The organism is Nisaea sediminum (assembly GCF_014904705.1).
In the GTDB taxonomy this organism is placed as follows: Bacteria; Pseudomonadota; Alphaproteobacteria; order Thalassobaculales; family Thalassobaculaceae; genus Nisaea; species Nisaea sediminum.
Genome location: NZ_JACZCQ010000004.1, coordinates 37710 through 55841, shown reverse-complemented (window position 1 = coordinate 55841; position 18132 = coordinate 37710). Strand labels below are relative to the sequence as shown.

Below are 18132 nucleotides of genomic sequence, written 5' to 3'. Positions count from 1 at the left end.
TCTGAAGATTGGCTTCGGCGACCGCGCGGCCGCTCTCTTCTTGAGGGCCGAAGCTACACCAATCAGCCCTCGTCGTGGAAGAATTCATATATTCGTTTTGCGACGGTTTTGCTGATCCCGTCCACGGCTTCAAGGTCCTGCAGGCCGGCGCGGGAAACCTCGCGGGCGGAGCCGAAATGGTGCAGCAGCGCCTTTTTGCGCTTGGCGCCGATGCCGGGAATCTCGTCGACTTTCGATTGGCCGATCGCCTTGGCGCGCTTCGCCCGGTGGGTCTCGATCGCGAAGCGGTGCGCTTCGTCCCGCAGACGCTGCAGGAAATAGAGCACCGGATCGTTGATCGGCAGCGAGAAGGGCGAGCGTTTGCCGGTGAAGAAGCGCTCCCGGCCGGCATCGCGGTCCGGACCCTTGGCGATGGAGACGATCGCGACGTCCTCGATCCCGAGTTCGCTGAAGACCTCGCGTGCGACGCTGTCCTGGCCCTGGCCGCCGTCGATCAGAACCAGATCCGGCCAGTTGCCTGAGGTCCGGTCCGGGTCCTCCTTCAGCGCCCGGCTGAAGCGGCGCGTCAGGACCTGGCGCATCATCGCGTAATCGTCGCCAGCCTGGACCGGCGCGTCCTCACCCTCTTCAAGTTCCCCAGGCGCGGGCATCGGCGCATCCGCGGGCACCACATTGCGGATGTTGAACTTGCGGTAGGCGTTTTTCATCAGGCCGTCGGGCCCGGCGACGATCATTGCGCCGATCGCGTTGGTGCCCTGGATGTGGCTGTTGTCGTAGACCTCGATCCGCTCCGGCGGCTGGTCGAGATCGAGCGCCTCCGCGACGCCTTCGAGCAGCCGGCGCTGCGAGGAGCTTTCCGCCAGCCGGCGCCCGTGCGCCTCTCGCGCATTGGCGATCGCATGCTCCATCAGCTTGCGTTTCGAGCCGCGCTGCGGGCGCAGCACCTCCACCTTGCGGTCGGCCCGGGTGCTGAGCGCTTCGGCGATCAGTTCCTGTTCCGGCATGTCGTGGCTGACCAGCACCAGCTTCGGTGGTGGCTTGTTGTCGTAGAACTGGCCGACGAAGGCAGCGAGGATCTCGCCTGCCTCGAGGCTCTTGTCGTGGCTCGGAAAATAGGCGCGGTTGCCGTAGTTGCTGCCGCCGCGGAAGAAGAATACCTGGATGCAGGCGGTCCCGCCCTCGCCATGCAGCGCGAGCACGTCCGCGTCCTCGACACCTTCCACATTGATGTCCTGATGCGACTGGATATGGGCAAGCGCCCGGATCCGGTCGCGATAGCGCGCGGCGCTCTCGAAATCGAGCGCGTCGCTTGCCTCCTGCATGCGCTCGGCGAGCTGCTGGGAGACCTTGCGGCTGGAGCCGGTGAGAAAGGCCTTCGCCTGGACGATCAGCTCGCCGTACTCCTCCTCGCTGACATAGCCGACACAGGGCGCGGCGCAGCGCTTGATCTGGTACTGCAGGCACGGTCTGGTCCGGCTGGCGAAGATCGCGTCGGAGCAGTTGCGGATCAGGAAGGCGCGCTGCAGCGCGGTGATCGTCCGGTTCACCGCGCCGGCCGAGGCGAAGGGGCCGAAATAGTCGCCCTTGCGGCTGCGGGCGCCACGATGCTTCACCAGCTGCGGCCATTCATGGTCGCCGGTCAGCAGGATGTAGGGGAAGGACTTGTCGTCGCGCAGCAGCACGTTGAAGCGCGGGCGCAGCTTCTTGATGAGATTGCTCTCGAGCAGAAGCGCCTCGACCTCGGTATGGGTGCGCACGAACTCCATGCGCTGGGTCTCGCTGACCATACGGAAGATGCGGTGCGGCAGCTTCGCCGGGAAGGTGTAGTTCGAGACCCGCTTCTTCAGGTTGCGCGCCTTGCCGACATAGAGCACCTCGTCGGCATGGTCGAGCATGCGGTAAACGCCAGGCGCGTTCGGCAGCAGCTTCACCTGCGCCTGGATCACCTTCACGCCGCGCTCGATATCCGGTTTCGGCGCCGGGGCTTTGGGCGCGGCTGCCGTTTTCGCGCCCGCGGCGTCGGAATGAGAGTCTGCGGGAGCTGGCTTGACTGACGACATGTGATCTTTCTAGCGGATCGGCAGGGTTACGGAAATGGCTTCACGCAGAACGTTTCTGGAACGTCCAACAAGGCGGGCAATGTCTGTCCGACTCTATCCCCGTTCCGTGTGGAAAAGGCTGTGCATAACTCTTGAGCGGCGTGTTCGAGGGCCCGCGTTCCCTCATTCCGGACGCTTTGCCCAAAATTTGGGCATGAGCGCTAAGATAATGAAAATAAACAATAAATATCCTAAGGTGCTGATTCATATCACAATTTGTGACGGGATCGTGACCCTTCCATGACTTAGTTCATGATTAACGGCGAATGTGTAAAAAATGCAGGGAAATTTACGCTACCGCTTTTCGTTGCTGTCATACGGGGTTAGGCTCGCCCCGGTAAATAACCAGCTCCATGTGAAGTTGATTCCCAGATGATTTCCAGATCTGCCGGAGACCTGCGGACAGCACTCGTGACAGGCGGTGCGCGCCGTATCGGGGCGGCACTTGCACGAGGTCTCGCCGCGGACGGCTGGCATGTCGTTATTCACTTCAACGGCTCGGCCGATGCCGCAGAAGAACTGCAGGCGGAGATTCTCGCCTCGGGCGGAGCGGCCTCGACGGTGCAATGCGATCTCGCCGACGCGGCGGCGGTGAGCGCACTGATCCCGGCGCTCGCGGGCAGCGTACCGCCTATCGGTCTGCTGGTGAACAATGCCTCGCTGTTCGAGGGCGACCGCCTGGACAGTCTCACCGCCGAGGCGATGGACCGGCACCACGCGGTCAATCTTCGCGCGCCGGTGCTGCTCTCCCAGGCCTTCGCCCGCCAGGTCCACGCGCAGGCGGCCGGGGGCCTCGCGCCCGGACTCGACTGCTGCATCGTCAATCTGCTCGACAACAAGGTCTTCGCGCCCAATCCGGACTATCTCTCCTATTCGCTGACCAAGTTCGGCCTTGAAGGGTTCACGCGGATGCTGGCGATGGAACTGGCGCCGGTTATCCGTGTCGCCGGTATCGCGCCAGGCGTCGCCCTGCCGAGCGGACCGCAGACGGAGGAGGAGTTCGTGCAATCCCAGAAGGCGCTGATGCTCGGGCGCGGCTGCTCGCCGGATCAGATTCTCGCAGCGCTCCGTTTCATCCTTGCGGCGCCGGCCTTTACCGGGCAGACCATCACCCTAGACGGGGGCCAGGCACTGCAGGCGCTGCCACGCGACATCGCCTTCATGGGCGGGAAGGACTAGCGACAGAGATGCCGATCACCAGTGCCCGGATCCTGCTGGAGAATTTCGCCGTCAATGTCGATATCGGCATCCATGATTTCGAGCGCGGCCAGCCGCAGCGGGTGCTGGTCAGCGTCGAGATGGAGGTCGATGTCGATCCGACCGGCGCCGGCGACGACATCGAGCGGGTGCTGGATTACGATTTCGTCCGCACCGAGATCCTGGAGCTGGTGAAGACCCGCCGCTTCAATCTGCAGGAGACCTTCTGCCACGCCATCATCCAGATCATCGCCGAACGCTCGGCGGTGCGCTGGGTCCGGGCGACGACGCGCAAGCCCGACGTCTACGAGGATTGCGAGGCGGTCGGCTTCAGCCTGCTGTACGAGCGCTAGGGAGCGCCGGGGAAGTCAGCCGCCCGCGAGTGCCGTCACCGGAAAGGTCGTGAACTGGCCGATCACGAAGAGGCCGTAGGCGAGGAAGAACGCGATCGCGATCGGCCGGCCGAGGGTCCGGAGGCTGAGCGCGGCTGCGACGAAGATCACGGTCACGCCGACCATCACCCAAAGGTCGCTGTCCATGATTTCCTCCGGAATGCCGATCGGCTTCACGACCGCGACGGCGCCGAGAATGCCCAGCGTGTTGAAGATGTTGCTGCCGATGATGTTGCCGAGGGCGACGTCGTTGTGCCGGCGCACGGCGGCGACGATGGTGGTGGCGAGTTCCGGCATCGAGGTGCCGAGCGCGACCATGGTGATGCCGATCACCGTCTCGGAGACGCCGAGCAGGCGGGCCACGTCGACCGCCCCGTCGACCAGCATCCGCGCGCCGAAGATCACGCCGGCGAGACCGAGGATCGTGTAGAGCGCCGCCTTGGGCATGGAATCCGGCAGGCTGTCGAATTCCTCCACTTCCTTCGCGTGGACGCTCTCGTCGCCCGCCTGACTGCACCTGCGGTCCTCGCGGTAGCAGTAGAAGAGATAGCCGGCGAGCACGGTCAGCATCACCCAGCCGTGCCAGCGCTCGATCATGCCCGCATGGCAGAGCAGGACGAAGACCACGGTGGAGAACAGCAGCATGAAGCCGTCGCGGCGCAGCGCCGGGTCGCCGCAGGCGAAGGGATAGATCACTCCGACGGTGCCGATCATCAGCAGGATGTTGGCGATGTTGCTGCCGACCACATTGCCGATCGCGATGCCGTCATGGCCGTGCAGCGCCGCCTTCAGGCTGACGAAGAGTTCCGGCGCCGAGGTGCCGAAGGCGATGACGGTGAGGCCGATGACATGCGGCGAGATCTTCAGGATGCGGGCGCCGCCGACGGCGCCCCGGATCATGATTTCGGCCGCGACCAGCAGGACGATAAGGCCGCCGATGGCAAGGGCGAGGGGAAGGATCACGCAGCGGCTCCCGCTTGCATACAATCTCGGGAGAGATGACAACCTTCTGCGGTCACGGGGTATGCCTTCCAGCGCTTCGGTTCGGGACGGCTCCGGTCGCTCCCGGTATTTCAGGAGAGCTCGGCGAGCCTGAATGACTGCCCCTTGATATTAGAGCTATGCCCCTGCTTTCAATGGCATTGATCGGGGAATCGGGATTTGCCGAGCAGCCGGTGGCGACAGCGCTGCCGTCATTGCCTTATTTCCGCCGCTTGCCCGAGGTGCGTTTCGGCGGCTTGCCTCTCGGCGGCTGCACCGGGCCCTTGATGCGGACGACCGCGCCTTTCGGCAGCGGCTTGCCTTCCAGCGTCATGCCGAGATCGGCCGCCTCCAGCCGCTTGATCTCGTCGCGCAGCCGCGCCGCCTCCTCGAACTCGAGATCCGCCGCCGCGGTGCGCATCGCCGCCTCGAGCTCGGAAATCACCTGCTTGATGTCCTTGCCGACCAGCTCGCCCTCGTCGGAGCCGGTCTCGACCGTGACATGATCGCCGCGCTCGTAGACGCTCTCCAGGATGTCGCCGATCGACTTCTTCACGCTCTCCGGCGTGATGCCGTGGGCGGCGTTGTATTCCTCCTGCCGCGCCCGGCGCCGGTTGGTCTCGTCGATCGCGTATTGCAGGCTGTCGGTCATCCGGTCGGCATAGAGCAGGACCCTGCCCTCGATATTCCGCGCCGCGCGGCCGATGGTCTGGACGAGAGAGGTCTTGGAGCGGAGGTAACCCTCCTTGTCGGCATCGAGGATCGCGACCAGCGCGCATTCCGGGATGTCGAGCCCCTCGCGCAGCAGGTTGATGCCGATCAGCACGTCAAAGACGCCGAGCCGGAGGTCGCGGATGATCTCGATCCGCTCCAGCGTCTCCACGTCCGAGTGGATGTAGCGCACCTTGATCCCGGCCTCGTGCATGTATTCGGTCAGCGCCTCGGCCATCTTCTTGGTCAGCGTGGTGATCAGCACCCGCTGGCCGAGCGCCGCGCAGTCCTTGCACTCGGCGATCACGTCGTCGACCTGGGTCTCGGTCGGGCGGACGATGCAGACCGGATCGATCAGCCCGGTCGGGCGCACCAGCTGCTCGATGAAGACGCCGCCGGTGCGGTCGAGCTCCCAGGGGCCCGGCGTCGCCGAGACGAACACTGTCTGCGGGCGCATGTCCTCCCATTCCTCGAACTTGAGCGGCCGGTTGTCCATGCAGGAGGGCAGGCGGAAGCCGAATTCCGACAGCGTCGATTTGCGCGCGAAGTCGCCTTTGTACATGGCGCCGATCTGCGGCACCGTGACATGGCTCTCGTCCACGATCAGCATCGCGTTCTCGGGCAGGTACTCGAACAGCGTCGGCGGCGGCTCGCCCGGATTGCGGCCGGAGAGATAGCGCGAATAGTTCTCGATCCCGGCGCAGGAGCCGGTCGCCTCCATCATCTCCATGTCGAGCACGGTACGCTGCTCGAGCCGCTGCGCCTCCAGGAGCTTGCCCGCCTTGTTCATCTCGTCGAGCCGGAGTTTCAGCTCCTGCTTTATCGCCTTCACCGCCTGGTGGAGCGTCGGCTTCGGCGTCACATAGTGGCTGTTGGCGAAGATCCGGATCTGCTCGAGTTGGGCGGTCTTCTGCCCGGTCAGCGGGTCGAACTCGTGGATCTGGTCGACCTCGTCGCCGAAGAGCGAGAGCCGCCAGGCGCGGTCCTCGAGGTGGGCCGGGAAGATCTCGATCGAATCCCCGCGCACCCGGAAGGTGCCGCGGTGGAAGCTGGCGTCGTTGCGGCGGTACTGCAGCTCGACCAGCTGGCGCATCAGCTTCGTCTGGTCGATGGTCGATCCGGCCTTCACGTTCACCGTCATCTTGCCGTAGGTCTCGACCGCGCCGATACCGTAGATGCAGGAGACCGAGGCGACGATGATGACGTCGTCGCGCTCCAGCAGCGCGCGCGTCGCCGAGTGCCGCATCCGGTCGATCTGCTCGTTGATCGAGGCTTCCTTCTCGACATAGGTGTCCGTGCGCGGGACGTAGGCCTCCGGCTGGTAATAGTCGTAATAGGAGACGAAATACTCGACCGCGTTGTTCGGGAAGAAGCTCTTCATTTCGCCGTAGAGCTGCGCCGCCAGCGTCTTGTTCGGCGCCAGCACGAGGGCGGGGCGTTTCACCTGCTGGATCACATGCGCCATGGTGAAGGTCTTGCCCGAGCCCGTGACCCCGAGCAGCACCTGATCCATCTCGCCCTGCTGGATCCCCGCGACGAGATCCCGGATCGCCGCCGGCTGGTCGCCCGCCGGCTTGTACTCCGAAACGATCTCGAACGGCCGCCCGCGATCCTGCGGCGCGGCATCGGACTTGAGGTCGGGCTTCCGCGCGCCGACGAGGGCGGGGGCGTCTTCGAGTTGGGTGCTCATGAGGGGGAATGTAGGGGGTGGGGTGCGGGGAGGGAAGCTGATTGGATGAATAAGTTTCTCGTGTTCATAGTGGTAGACGGAAACATCTTAACCGCTTTATCGTCTCTTACTCTGCTCCAGCAGTAAATCAGTTTTGCGAAAATGATTGCAATGGTTAAGGTTGCGATGGATTCGGGTATGTCCTTGAATGAATTGAGTTTTCCACATTCATTTTAATCTCAAATTGGCGCTAAAATGCAATTTCTCGTATATCGCAATCGTCGCACTCCTCCCGATGATGAAAGTTTAAATTTTCCATACGTTAGTCTTTATCAAGATAACTGGGATGACTTTGGCTGGAAGTGTCGTTTTGTTGCTACGCTACATATTTCAGATGATGATGAAATATTCTTAGGGCCTCTAAGGATTTCTGATGGGGGCGAATCATTTAGAGTTAAGGAGACACCCAAAGTTCTTTCAAGGTTGCCGTCTGCAAGAGCGTCTTTAGGAGAGTCGATTGCTTATTACCGATATATTGGAAATTTGAATGCTAGATTGCGCAGAAAATATCTGAACGCTGTTGGGGACGTTGTTGCAAAGCCGGATCGGGCGAACCAGATTGAAAGCGAAGGTCTTTGGGAAAAGTGCTTTATGCGCGAAGCGTCATCTCGCCATGCTCTAAAACGAGGAGGGTACTACATTGGCGCCAAGTATGAAGAAGTCGAACCACCTTCTTTTGCATTTGAGATGAGGCTGGATGGTGCGACAGGTCCACACTTAACAGAATTCGATTTTACGCAAATAAACGGCCTCTCGAACAGGATGATCTTGCTGATCGGGCGCAATGGTACAGGTAAGACGCAAACTTTAAGTGCTCTTGCCGCAGGTCTAATGCCCGCAAAGGTTTTTGATCCGAATACGCTTTCGATTGTTCCAGAGACAACCATCACACCAGACCTAGAGATAAGCCGGGTCATTGCTATTTCTTACAATATATTTGATGAATTTCCGCTGCCGCGTTCTCCGGGGGGGCGGGCGCCACGAATGGACGGATCAGCCTATCGTTCTCGAGGTTCCTACAAGTATTGCGGATTGCGAACCGCGGATGGCAACATAAATGCGAATGAAATCAATCAGATGATGGAGGAATCACTAGAGCCAGTTGTGGATAGTGATCGTTTGGACGTTCTCAGAAAAGTGTTGTCAACACTCCTAAGTCCAGACGAGGCGTTGGCGCTCACTTCGGAAGATGATGGCAATAGATCTGACGCCATTCGTTTGTTGAGCGCGGGTCAAAGGCTAGTGGTAGCATTGTTTAGCAACATTATTGGGTTCATTGAAGAAGGATCTCTCTTGCTGATCGATGAGCCAGAGACAAATTTACATCCAGGATTGTTGAGTAGCTTTGTGTCCGCATTGCATGAAACTCTTGAAGAATTTGACTCATATGCGGTTGTTGCTAGTCATTCTCCTATATTGCTGCAACAGGTGCCCAGTAATTATGTCAAACACTATATGCGTGACAATACGGACACGCCGAGAATAAGGAAATTGAATTTTGAGAGTTTCGGGGAGGATTTGGGGGAGTTATCAAGAAAGGTGTTGGGCTTGGCGGACCCGGAGCGTGATTTTACGGATGTCCTAAAAAATCTCTATAAAAAACACGGAAGCGCGGAAGCGGTGGCTGAATTGTTTCAATTTCAGTTGGGAGTTCCTGCAATGGCGCACTTGTATTGTCTTGAGGAGGATGAATACGAAGGAGGTAATTCTACGTGAGGTGCATTGGTCCGTATTTGTCGGGCGCAGTTCCATCAACTCGGGATATGGTCAGTGATTCTACGCCGGAACGCGAAGTATTGTTGACGCCACTAATCTCGCGAGTTGACGCAGCGATAGCTCGTTTCAATAGTGCAACCCCTAATGTGCATAGACTAAGAAAAATTACCCTTACGAATACGGAAAAGGATGCGCTAATTGATGGATTTGAGAGTAGAACCGCCGCCATAAATCGTCGGCTTTCTGCAATGTTAGAAACTTTAGCCCAAGAAAATGCGGATCTATGCCCGTATTGTTCGCTAGATCAAAATCCAGATTTAGATCATATTCTTCCAAAGGCACGATTTCCGGAATACTCATTGTATGGGCGTAATCTCGTGCCAATATGTCCCAACTGTAATAGAAAGAAGTCTAAGCGCTTGTATACGCGTGTGGGTAGAGAGAGGATTTTTCTGAATCCATTATTCGAACCTAGTGTTGAAGGTCAAATATTGGAGGCGGAAATAAGTTATGGTGATAATTCTTTGCAGGTTTCTTACTGCGTTGGTGATTCAAATTTATTACCAAAGACAGAACTTGAGATTGCCAAGCGTCATTTTGAATTTTTAGGATTAGCGGCGCGTTACAGGAAACGTGCGCTGGGGTACTTGATTGCGCTAAAAAAATCTGTTTCAGAGAGAAGTGATAATGTAAAAATGCGGGCATTAACTCATGAAATCAACGGTCCGTTATTAGGTGAACCCGTCAATGGATGGAAGCCGACTCTATTTAACGCGATTAAATCTGATGCAAAATCTTTTGAAGAGTGGGTATTGAATTAGATATTTAAATCATTCAATTGTGCATATTGGGTAGAATTTGTCCTTATATCACCCTTGTTACGCACCGAATGTTGGATCTCCGCTCGGTCATCGATATCTTTCCTGACTGAGCTGATTCTGCTTCCGTGGCTGACACTCGAGCGGACATTGCTGTTGTCCGTGGCCTATTTCGTGCCGCCAGTTTTCTGGATCGTCGGGATCACGATCGACATGGTGGCTCGATTTCTGACCTTCGGGATGTTCTCTTTCACCGAGACGTTTGCGCCAATAGTTGGGGGCAGCGGAGCCGCGTACATCGGTGGTTTCTACGTCCTGTTCCTGCTCATCCTGCTCGGCTTCTTTCGGCTCAACAGGTGGTGCGGTCATGCGCTGGAGGTGCCGCCCGGAGTGCGGACGGATCTCCAGCGTTGGGCGCCAATCATACTGAACGTCTATTTCTTCGGCTGGATCCTGGCTATCCCGCTCAGCCTGCTCCGGTTCGCTGCCGAGCTGCAGACGATGGTCAGATAGGGAACCGAGGGGATACACGACTCATATCCCCATGCCGTCATCCCGGACCCCGATCCGGGACCTTTTGAAGGACGGGGCCCGATGTTCGACAAGGTCCCGGCTCTGCGGCCGGGATGACGTTTACTTAGTTTCGAACACCGAATCTGAGCGTCACCGCCTTGCAATCCCCTGCATCACCGCCACCATCGCGATCCCGTAGAGCACGTGCCCGACGAGCGCGACCCACGTAATCCCGGTGAAGTTCAGGAAGAACGGCAGCCCCGCGATCCAGGTGATCCCGCCGATGGCGAAGACCCAGAGCCCGAAGCCGTAGAGCGCGGAGGGCAGGAACCAGCCGCCGGGGCCGCCGGTCACCCGCTCCCAGGCCGGCCGGAAGATGTAGAGCCAGCCGACCGGATAGCCGATCAGCCCGACCAGGTAGAAATGCACGAAATAGCCGGCGAAATCGTTGTGCGGCAGGCCGAGGGCACCGAGCAGGCTGCGCGCGAGGCCGTGCGGCGAGAGGTTGGCCCAGCCGAGCGCGGGGCTGATCAGTTGGCCCCAGAGGTCGAAGGCCGTCGTCGCGGCGGCGCCGGCGACGAACATCAGTCCGAGCGTGGCGGCGTTAAGCTGCGGGACGGCGCGGGTGGCGGTCATGTTGTCGTTCGTGGCCATGGGATCCTCTCCTTCGCAGCGGCGCGGTTCCGCGCGCCGGTTTTGTCCGACAGCTAGGCGGTTCGTGTATGGCGCGCAATCGGTCACGTCCCTCCGTCAAGCACTCGTGACCGCGCGTGACGGGACGCCGGCGCGGGGAAGGGTGCACGACCCAATTCCCAACGCGCCGTCATCCCGGACCCCGATCCGGGATCCACTGCCGATGTCCGCGCTCTTCCGGAGCCAGTGGATCCCGACGTCCGTCGGGATGACGACGAAGAGCGCAGCGGCGCGTTCCGTCTGCTCGCTTGAACGGGAGCGGTTTTCGGTCCATCAAGACGATGTCGTCGATCGTTGCGGACCCACCCATGCGCTATCTGTTCGGAGATTTCGTTCTCGACACCGGGCGTGTCGAACTCCTCGCGCGCGGGCGTCCCGTGCCGCTCGAGAAGAAGTCGTTCGAAATCCTCACCTACCTTATCGAACACCGGGACCGGGTGGTGCCGAAGGAAGAGCTGCTGGAGATCGGCTGGGACGGGCGGATCGTCTCCGACACCGCGCTCAGCAGCCAGATCAAGGCGATCCGGCGGGTGCTCGGCGACGACGGCCGGACGCAGCGCGTGCTGCGCACCCGGCACGGCGTCGGCTTCCATTTCGTCGCCGGAGTGACGGTGGAGGCCCCGGACGCAACCGGCGGCGCGCCCGCGCCGGTGCCGGTCTCCGCGGTGCCGCGCCATGCAAAACCCGCCATCGCCGTGCTGCCGTTCAAGAACCTGAGCTCCGACGAGGCGCTGAAGCATTTCGCCGACGGGCTGGCGGAGGACGTGATCACCGGGCTCGCCGGGATCGGGCGGTTCGACGTGGCGCCCCGCAGTTCCAGCTTTGCGCCCCGCCTCCGCGCCCTGACCGCCCGCGAGGCGGCGGCGGAGCTCGGCGTGCAATTCATCCTCGAGGGCGCGGTGCGGCTGTTCGGCGACCGCATCCGGGTGACCGGCGAGCTGATCGACGCGGCGGCGGAGACCCAGCTCTGGAACGAGCGCTATGACCGGAGATACGAGGACGGGTTCGCGCTGCAGGACGAGATCGCGGCCGAGATCGTCTCCCGGGTCGGACGCGACCTCGGCGGCGACGGAGCGGACGAGGCCCGGCAGGACGCCTGAGGTCCGGCAAAGCCCAAGAAGAGATCAGGAAAAATCCAGACTTCCCTCACGGCCTGGCCAAGCATCCGGCCACCGGCGGCGCTACATCTCCGATCCTCGCTGCTTTCCTTCGAGGAGACGGATCCATGCAGACTTCTCTCATCGACCGCACCGCGCCCGGCCTCAGCCTCTGGCGCCGGATAGACCCCGCGCTCGCCGCCCTGCTGAGCGGCGCCGGACAGGTTCTCCGCCAGCTCAGGATCGGCGGACCCGGGCCGCGCATCCACGCGCTGCCGGAGCATCAGCTGAGGGATCTCGGCCTCCGCCGCGACATGCTGGTGCGCGAACGCCGTCTCGACGACTGAGCGTCGGCCCACCGCACGGGTCTCCGGCGCAACTGTCCAGAACCCGTCACCCGCCTTCGAAAAACCCGCGGAAGAGTCGCATCCGGGGAAGCATCCCCGCCCGATCCCTGATTGCCTCGGGATATCACCAGCGTTGATATCCCATGTTCCAGAGATACATCCCCGAACTCCTCCGCCACACGCCCCGGCCGGGCGCGCGCGGCTTCGCCGTGCTTGCGGGCACGGAGGCGATCGCCCGCGGCATGCTGATCTCGGTCTTCCCGATCGTGATGTACCGGGCCTACCAGGATTCGAGCCTCGTCTCCGGGATCTATTTCACCCTCGGGCTGTTCTCCATGTGCTGGGGGCTGCTGGTGCCCTGGCTGGTGCGCTGGATCCCCCGGCGCTGGCTCTATACCGCGGGCGCGCTCTTCTATGTCGTCGCCGCCGCGCTGGTGATCTTCGGCGAGGGCGAACTGGTGGCGGCCGCGCTCTGCTTCAACATGGCGGCGACGGTGACCGTCTTCGTCTGCTTCAACGCCTATGTGCTGGATTATGTCGCGAGCGCCGATCTCGGGCGCTGCGAGACTTTGCGGCTGTTCTACAGCGCGGCCTCCTGGACCCTCGGTCCGGCGGGCGGGGTCTGGCTGCTGCATTTCTGGGAGCCGGCGCCCTTCCTCGTTGCGGGCGGGGCGGCACTGGCACTGCTGGTGGTGTTCTGGTGGATGCGGCTCGGCAACGGCAAGCTGATCACAAGGGCCCGTGCGCCGACGCCGAACCCGATCGCCTATCTCGGCCGCTTCTTCGCCCAGCCCCGGCTGGTCGCGGGCTGGCTCTTCGCCGTGTTCCGCTCCGCCGGCTGGTGGACCTATGTGGTCTATGTCCCGGTCTTCGCGATCGAGAACGGGCTCGGCGAGCAGGTCGGCGGGATCGCGCTCTCGCTCAGCAACGCCATGCTCTTCGCCTCGCCGCTGATGCTGCGCTGGGTCGAGCGCCGGAGCGTGCGCTTCGCCGTCCGAACCGGTTTCCTCTGCGCCGGGACCGCCTTCATCGCCGCCGGCGCCGTGGGCGCGCTGCCCTGGGCGACCGTGCTGCTGCTGATGGCGGGCTCGACCTTCCTGGTACTGCTCGACATTTGCGGCGGCCTGCCCTTCCTGATGGCGGTGAAGCCATCCGAGCGCACCGACATGGCGGCGGTCTATTCCAGCTTCCGCGACGTCTCCGGCATCCTCTCGCCGGGCGTGGCCTGGCTCGTCCTGCTGGTGGCGCCGGTCTCCGGCATCTTCGCCGCGACCGGGCTCGGCCTGCTCGCCTCATGGATGCTCGCGGGGCGGCTCAACCCTCGCCTCGGCTGGCGCATGGCGGCGGCAGCGGAGCGGCGTCGGGCGGAGGGCGCCGCGGCCGAATAGGGGCGTGAGCGGGCTGTCTGCGTAAAAAAGAAAACGTCGCCTGTTGCTCAAGTAATACCAAGTTACGACGCTGGAGTCTGTCCACCCACCCTCAGGACCGGCAGGCAAACCATGACAGGCTCAAGCACGACAGGCGTCTCCTATCCTCCGAACGCGGCGGTCAACAGTTGGTCGGTGCCACGGGTCTCCCTTCCGGGCCTGTTCTCCATCCAGCCCGATTTCGCCACCGAGTGGTGGTATTATGTCGGAACGCTGGTCGCGGACGACGGCACGCTGTTCAGCCTGCAGTTCCAGGTCCTGCGCGCCACGCTCTGGCCGGGGGCGTCCGCCGGCGTCGGATTTACCGGCATCGGATGGACGGACAAGAAGGACGGGGCGCAGTATCTCTTCTCGCAGGGCTATGGCCTCGGCGCCTCAACCGGCGGCACGGTTTCGCCGCTGCTCAATTCCCTGGTTATCCCGAACGCCGAGGACACGGCCTTCAGTGCATCTTTTGCCGCCCTGCTCGAACTTGTCGACCTGGACGGTTCGGATATCTGGAAGATGATCCACCTCCGAAGCAGCCAGGCGCCGAACTACACGATTTCCTATACCGGCGCCGGGCCCGCAGGAGGCAATCTCGGCGAGATCGGCGGCACCTACACGCTGGCCGGAGAGGGCACTGGATACCACTCGCTCGCGCGCGGCGGGAAAGGCTCGTCGATGGCCTTCTCCCTCGCGCTGGATCTCGAGGACAAGCGCGGCACGGTCATGGAGGGGCTCTCGGGCTATGTCGGCCCGCTGATGATCGGGGGGGGGGCGGGTCCGGGCAGGTCGGCGGCGGGTCCTATGAATGCGCCCAGCCCCTGCTCGATGTCCGTTCCGGTACCCTCACGCTTGGCGGCACGTCGCACAAGATCGTCAGGGGCAATATCTGGATGGACCGCCAGATGGTCGCCTCCCCGCCCGGCGGCACCGCGCTCTCGGAACGGACCGTCGCAACGGCGGAGGATCTGGTCGCGTGCCTCAGCGATCAGGCATCCGGCGGCGCCAAACCGCTTTATTGCGGCACCTGGATCGGGATCTCCCTCGACAGCGGCATCAGCTTCGCGCTGGCCGAGTTCTGGCACGCATTGCAGCCGCAATGGATCAGCGGCACCAAGACCGGCCATCCCCCGCTCGGCGGTTTCGGCAACATGTTCTTCAAGGCGGTGCAAGGCGGGCCGCAGCCCGGAAACGGCGGCATGTTCCTGCAGCCGCGCCTGAGCAAGGACCAGAAGGACGGCTGGGACTTCGACGTCAACATTCTCGACTGGAGCGATCCGGACAAATCGCCCCACTGGACCTCGCCGCTGTCCGGAAACATCTACGCCACAGCGGTCGAGATCGAGTTCTCCGGAGCCGTGCAGGCCCATGGCGTGCCGCACTATCTCTATCTCTACGCGATCAGCGAATGCTGCGAAAACGTGCTGCCGGTGAAGGCGGACCGCTATTTCGAGGGGGCGGCGGTGATCTGCCGCGAGAAGCTCACGTCGATCGAGCAGGAAACTCTCGCCGCCAAGGCGATCGGATACGCATTCGTTGAGGAGATGGGCTACAACGGCGCCCCGCAGACCTTCGTTCCCGGTTCCTAGCGATACCGGTTGGCGGCTTCAGGGGCGTCGCCTAGCCCCAGATGAAGATGTCGCTCGCATGGACCTGAGCCGGCGTGATGCCGACCAGCGTGAAATCTGCGAACCCGTCGAGTGCGGCCGTGTAGCTCCCGAAGGTTTCCCAGGAGACCACGCCCGAGTCGATCACGCGGATCTTGTCCTCGGTCAGGTCGAAATCGTAGACGAAGTCGACACCGGTTTCATGGCCGACGATGAAGGTGTCCGCCCCGTCGCCGCCGTAGAAAGTGTCGCCGTCATTGTAGCGGATATCCGACTGCACCCCCCTGGTGTCGAACAGATCGTCCCCCGCGCCGCCGAAGACGACGTCCTTGCCGTCCCCGCCGATGAGGATGTCGTTGCCCGCGTCGCCATAGATCGTATCGTTACCATCGCCGCCGGAAAGAGAGTCCTCTCCCGCGCCGCCGCTCAGCACGTCGTTCCCGGCCTCGCCGGCGAGGAAATCGCGGCCGTCATTGCCAAACAGGGTATCGTTCCCGTCGGCGCCGAACAGGCTGTCGTCGTCGCGGTTGCCGAGCAGCAGGTCGTTTCCGGCGCTGCCGGAGATGGTGTCGTTGTTCTGACCGCCATAGAGCGTGTCGTTGCCCGCCTCGCCGTAGACGATATCGGCGCCGTAATTGCCGTAGACGAGATCGTTTCCGTCGCCGCCGAACAGGGTCTCGATCCCGTCCTGCTGACGCATCAGGCCGGACGCGTCGGCGCGTGGGGTGCCGGAATTCTGCCCGCCGAAGATGGTGTCGTCGCCCGCCCCGCCGAGAATGCTGTCGAGATCCTTGTTGCCGTAGAGCAGGTCGTTTCCGTCGCCGCCAAGGATCGTGTCGTTACCTGAACCGCCGGAGATGATGTCGGTGCCGGTGCCGATGATGGAATCCGCAGCCTCCGACCCGATCAGGTCAGCGAAGTTGGAGAACAATGAATCTCGGGTCGCGGGCATGAATAAAGGGCTTTCGAATATGAATGGGTGACCCGGTATATTTCGCCGTTAAAATGCTGACAAGCACCTGAAATAGAGTATTTATTTCAAATTGTCTCGTCAGGCGACAGACGGCGGGGATTTCGGGAGGCGCGATTTTGCCTCTACCCGATATTCGCCGTCAGGCCCCCGTCCACAGGCAGGCAGATACCGGTGATGTATCCGGCCTCGTCCGACGCGAGAAAAAGCGCCGCGTTCGCGACGTCCCAGGCGGTGCCCGTTCGCCCCGCGAGCGGCACGTCGGCCTTGCGCTCGGCGCGGATCACGTCGCGGGACTTGCCGGTCTCCTGCGCCCGCCGTTCGATCGCCATCGGCGTGTCGACCAGGCCCGGCAGGATCGCGTTGGCGCGGATGCCGTAGGGCGCGTTCTCCATCGCGAGATGATGCGTCAGCGTGTTTACCGCCCCCTTGGAGGTCTTGTAGGCAACGGTGCCGCGGGCGGCGAGGGAGGAGGTGGAGGAGATGTTGAGGATCACCCCGCTCTGCTGCTCCCGCATGATCGGGAGCACATGCTTGGCGGTCAGGAACATGCCCTTCAGGTTCATCGCCATCAGCTCGTCCCACATGTCGGCATCCATCTCCGGCGTGGGCCGGTCGCCGCGCGAGCGGCCGACATTGTTGTGCAGGATGTCTATCCGCCCGAAGCGCGCGACGCAGGTCTGGGCAATACGGCGGCAGTCCTCCTCGCGCGTAATGTCGGCCTGCAGCACTTCGGTCTCGGCGCCGCTCTCCCGGCAGAGCGCCTCGGTCTCCCGCGCCCACTCCTCGTTGGCATCGACCAGCAGGAGCTTCGCGCCCTCCTCGGCGAAGCGGAGCGCGACCGCGCGCCCGTTGCCTACGGTCTCGCCGGGCTGCTGCCCGGCACCGACAATGATCGCGACCTTGTCCTTCAGACGCATGCTACTTTCCCCACTTGAGCGCCAGCGGGTCCGCTTCCCGCGCGAGTTCCAGCAGCTGCGCCCGGGTTTCCGGATGCAGCGGGCGGATCGGGTGGCGGACATGTTCCGAGGCGATCACGCCGCCTTCCTTCATCACCGCCTTGCTCGAGCGCCAGCCGCATTGCCGGTTCTCGAAATTGATCAGCGGCAGCAGGCGCTCGTAGACGCGTTTCGCCCCGGCACGGTCGCCCGCGAGATGGGCCGCGATGGCGGGACGGATCAGGTCGGGGATCATCGCCGAGGTCATGGAGCCGGTGGCGCCGGCATCGAGATCGGCGAGCAGGGTGATCGCCTCCTCGCCGTCGAACGGCCCCTCGATGGCCTCGCCGCCGGCCTCAAGCAACGCGCGCAGCTTGGCCGCCGCCTGCGGTACCTCGATCTTGAACAGTTTCACCTGCTCGATCTCCCGCGCCATCCGCACCAGGAACGGCACCGAGAGGGCGACGCCGGAGAGCGGGGCGTCCTGCACCATGATCGGGATGCCGCCGGCTTTTCCGGCGCGTTCGAAATGCTCGAACATCGCCTCCTCGTCGGCTTTCAGGGCGGCACCGTGATAGGGCGGCATCATCATCACCATGGCCGCGCCCATCGCCGCCGCCTCGCGCGCCCGCGCCTCGACGATGCCGGTGGAGAAGTGGGAGATCGTGACGATCACCGGCACGCGGCCCGCCGCGTGCTCCAGGCAGAGTTTCGTCATGTCCGCCCGTTCGGCGTCGCTCAGCAGGAACTGCTCTGAGAAATTGGCGAGGATGCAGATCCCGTCCACGCCCTGGTCGACCATGCAGTCGATCACCCGCTTCATGCTCTCGAAATCGACTGCACCGTCATCGGTGAAGGGCGTCGGCGCGACTGGCCAGATGCCGGAATAGGGTTTGGTGGACATGCGTGAAC

16 protein-coding genes are annotated in these 18132 nt (G+C 62.4%); 9 read left to right on the top strand and 7 right to left on the bottom strand.

Features of this window, described 5'->3' with window-relative positions; translation table 11 throughout:
- Positions 1 to 62 precede the first annotated feature (62 nt).
- Positions 63 to 2060 carry an excinuclease ABC subunit UvrC gene (gene uvrC / locus IG122_RS09315; RefSeq protein ID WP_193182804.1) on the bottom strand — a complete coding sequence of 666 codons (1998 nt, stop codon included), beginning with the start codon at positions 2058 to 2060 and terminating at the stop codon, positions 63 to 65.
- A 411-nt stretch (positions 2061 to 2471) separates the two neighbouring features.
- Here uvrC and IG122_RS09310 point away from each other — a divergent pair, with 411 nt between their 5' ends.
- Complete coding sequence (locus IG122_RS09310; RefSeq protein WP_193182802.1) at positions 2472 to 3278, top strand: SDR family oxidoreductase; 807 nt, start codon at positions 2472 to 2474, stop codon at positions 3276 to 3278.
- 8 nt (positions 3279 to 3286) lie between these two features.
- Positions 3287 to 3649: a dihydroneopterin aldolase gene (locus tag IG122_RS09305; protein WP_193182799.1), complete on the top strand. Its 363-nt coding sequence runs from the start codon at positions 3287 to 3289 to the stop codon at positions 3647 to 3649.
- 15 nt (positions 3650 to 3664) lie between these two features.
- Here the strand turns inward: IG122_RS09305 and IG122_RS09300 are convergent, their stop codons facing one another.
- Together IG122_RS09300 and uvrB are read right to left on the bottom strand one after the other, a co-directional pair.
- Positions 3665 to 4651, bottom strand: a complete 987-nt coding sequence (locus IG122_RS09300; protein WP_319024851.1) for a calcium/sodium antiporter — start codon at positions 4649 to 4651, stop codon at positions 3665 to 3667.
- Between the two features lie 238 nt (positions 4652 to 4889).
- On the bottom strand, positions 4890 to 7070 hold the full coding sequence (gene uvrB / locus IG122_RS09295; RefSeq protein WP_193182797.1) for an excinuclease ABC subunit UvrB: 2181 nt from the start codon (positions 7068 to 7070) through the stop codon (positions 4890 to 4892).
- 234 nt (positions 7071 to 7304) lie between these two features.
- Between uvrB and IG122_RS09290 the strand changes: the two genes are divergently transcribed.
- The 3 genes from IG122_RS09290 (at position 7305) to IG122_RS09280 (ending at position 10156) form a co-directional block, all read left to right on the top strand.
- A complete protein-coding gene (locus IG122_RS09290; RefSeq protein WP_193182795.1) occupies positions 7305 to 8825 on the top strand; it encodes an AAA family ATPase in 1521 nt (506 codons plus the stop codon).
- A 47-nt stretch (positions 8826 to 8872) separates the two neighbouring features.
- Complete coding sequence (locus IG122_RS09285) at positions 8873 to 9646, top strand: HNH endonuclease (protein ID WP_193182793.1); 774 nt, start codon at positions 8873 to 8875, stop codon at positions 9644 to 9646.
- A 153-nt stretch (positions 9647 to 9799) separates the two neighbouring features.
- Complete coding sequence (locus IG122_RS09280; RefSeq protein ID WP_193182791.1) at positions 9800 to 10156, top strand: hypothetical protein; 357 nt, start codon at positions 9800 to 9802, stop codon at positions 10154 to 10156.
- 150 nt (positions 10157 to 10306) lie between these two features.
- Here the strand turns inward: IG122_RS09280 and IG122_RS09275 are convergent, their stop codons facing one another.
- Complete coding sequence (locus tag IG122_RS09275) at positions 10307 to 10810, bottom strand: hypothetical protein (RefSeq protein ID WP_193182789.1); 504 nt, start codon at positions 10808 to 10810, stop codon at positions 10307 to 10309.
- 347 nt (positions 10811 to 11157) lie between these two features.
- Between IG122_RS09275 and IG122_RS09270 the strand changes: the two genes are divergently transcribed.
- The 4 genes from IG122_RS09270 to IG122_RS09255 all read left to right on the top strand — a co-directional run bounded on the left by IG122_RS09270 (position 11158) and on the right by IG122_RS09255 (position 15294).
- Positions 11158 to 11949 (top strand): winged helix-turn-helix domain-containing protein, encoded by a 792-nt coding sequence (locus IG122_RS09270; RefSeq protein ID WP_193182787.1) that lies wholly within the window; start codon positions 11158 to 11160, stop codon positions 11947 to 11949.
- Positions 11950 to 12074: 125 nt separating this feature from the next.
- Complete coding sequence (locus tag IG122_RS09265) at positions 12075 to 12293, top strand: hypothetical protein (protein ID WP_193182785.1); 219 nt, start codon at positions 12075 to 12077, stop codon at positions 12291 to 12293.
- A gap of 143 nt (positions 12294 to 12436) precedes the next feature.
- The gene (locus IG122_RS09260) at positions 12437 to 13681 is read left to right on the top strand and encodes an MFS transporter (protein WP_193182783.1); all 1245 of its coding nucleotides are present in this window, start codon (positions 12437 to 12439) and stop codon (positions 13679 to 13681) included.
- Between the two features lie 917 nt (positions 13682 to 14598).
- Positions 14599 to 15294 carry a hypothetical protein gene (locus tag IG122_RS09255; RefSeq protein ID WP_193182781.1) on the top strand — a complete coding sequence of 232 codons (696 nt, stop codon included), beginning with the start codon at positions 14599 to 14601 and terminating at the stop codon, positions 15292 to 15294.
- A 31-nt stretch (positions 15295 to 15325) separates the two neighbouring features.
- Here IG122_RS09255 and IG122_RS09250 read toward each other — a convergent pair whose 3' ends face one another.
- From IG122_RS09250 to IG122_RS09240, 3 genes are all read right to left on the bottom strand, one after another.
- Complete coding sequence (locus tag IG122_RS09250) at positions 15326 to 16264, bottom strand: calcium-binding protein (protein ID WP_193182779.1); 939 nt, start codon at positions 16262 to 16264, stop codon at positions 15326 to 15328.
- 143 nt (positions 16265 to 16407) lie between these two features.
- Entirely contained in the window at positions 16408 to 17202 is a 795-nt protein-coding gene (locus IG122_RS09245; RefSeq protein WP_193182777.1) for an SDR family NAD(P)-dependent oxidoreductase, read from the bottom strand.
- A 1-nt stretch (position 17203) separates the two neighbouring features.
- Positions 17204 to 18124: a dihydrodipicolinate synthase family protein gene (locus IG122_RS09240; protein ID WP_193182775.1), complete on the bottom strand. Its 921-nt coding sequence runs from the start codon at positions 18122 to 18124 to the stop codon at positions 17204 to 17206.
- Positions 18125 to 18132 lie beyond the last annotated feature (8 nt).

Coding starts and splice junctions, on each gene's coding strand:
- IG122_RS09240 (WP_193182775.1), bottom strand. CDS start 18,124: ATGTCCACCAAACCCTATTCCGGCATCTGGCCAGTCGCGCCGACGCCC.
- uvrC (WP_193182804.1), bottom strand. CDS start 2,060: ATGTCGTCAGTCAAGCCAGCTCCCGCAGACTCTCATTCCGACGCCGCG.
- IG122_RS09310 (WP_193182802.1), top strand. CDS start 2,472: ATGATTTCCAGATCTGCCGGAGACCTGCGGACAGCACTCGTGACAGGC.
- IG122_RS09255 (WP_193182781.1), top strand. CDS start 14,599: ATGGACCGCCAGATGGTCGCCTCCCCGCCCGGCGGCACCGCGCTCTCG.
- IG122_RS09265 (WP_193182785.1), top strand. CDS start 12,075: ATGCAGACTTCTCTCATCGACCGCACCGCGCCCGGCCTCAGCCTCTGG.
- IG122_RS09260 (WP_193182783.1), top strand. CDS start 12,437: ATGTTCCAGAGATACATCCCCGAACTCCTCCGCCACACGCCCCGGCCG.
- IG122_RS09270 (WP_193182787.1), top strand. CDS start 11,158: ATGCGCTATCTGTTCGGAGATTTCGTTCTCGACACCGGGCGTGTCGAA.
- IG122_RS09245 (WP_193182777.1), bottom strand. CDS start 17,202: ATGCGTCTGAAGGACAAGGTCGCGATCATTGTCGGTGCCGGGCAGCAG.
- IG122_RS09290 (WP_193182795.1), top strand. CDS start 7,305: ATGCAATTTCTCGTATATCGCAATCGTCGCACTCCTCCCGATGATGAA.
- IG122_RS09250 (WP_193182779.1), bottom strand. CDS start 16,264: ATGCCCGCGACCCGAGATTCATTGTTCTCCAACTTCGCTGACCTGATC.
- IG122_RS09275 (WP_193182789.1), bottom strand. CDS start 10,810: ATGGCCACGAACGACAACATGACCGCCACCCGCGCCGTCCCGCAGCTT.
- IG122_RS09285 (WP_193182793.1), top strand. CDS start 8,873: ATGGTCAGTGATTCTACGCCGGAACGCGAAGTATTGTTGACGCCACTA.
- uvrB (WP_193182797.1), bottom strand. CDS start 7,070: ATGAGCACCCAACTCGAAGACGCCCCCGCCCTCGTCGGCGCGCGGAAG.
- IG122_RS09305 (WP_193182799.1), top strand. CDS start 3,287: ATGCCGATCACCAGTGCCCGGATCCTGCTGGAGAATTTCGCCGTCAAT.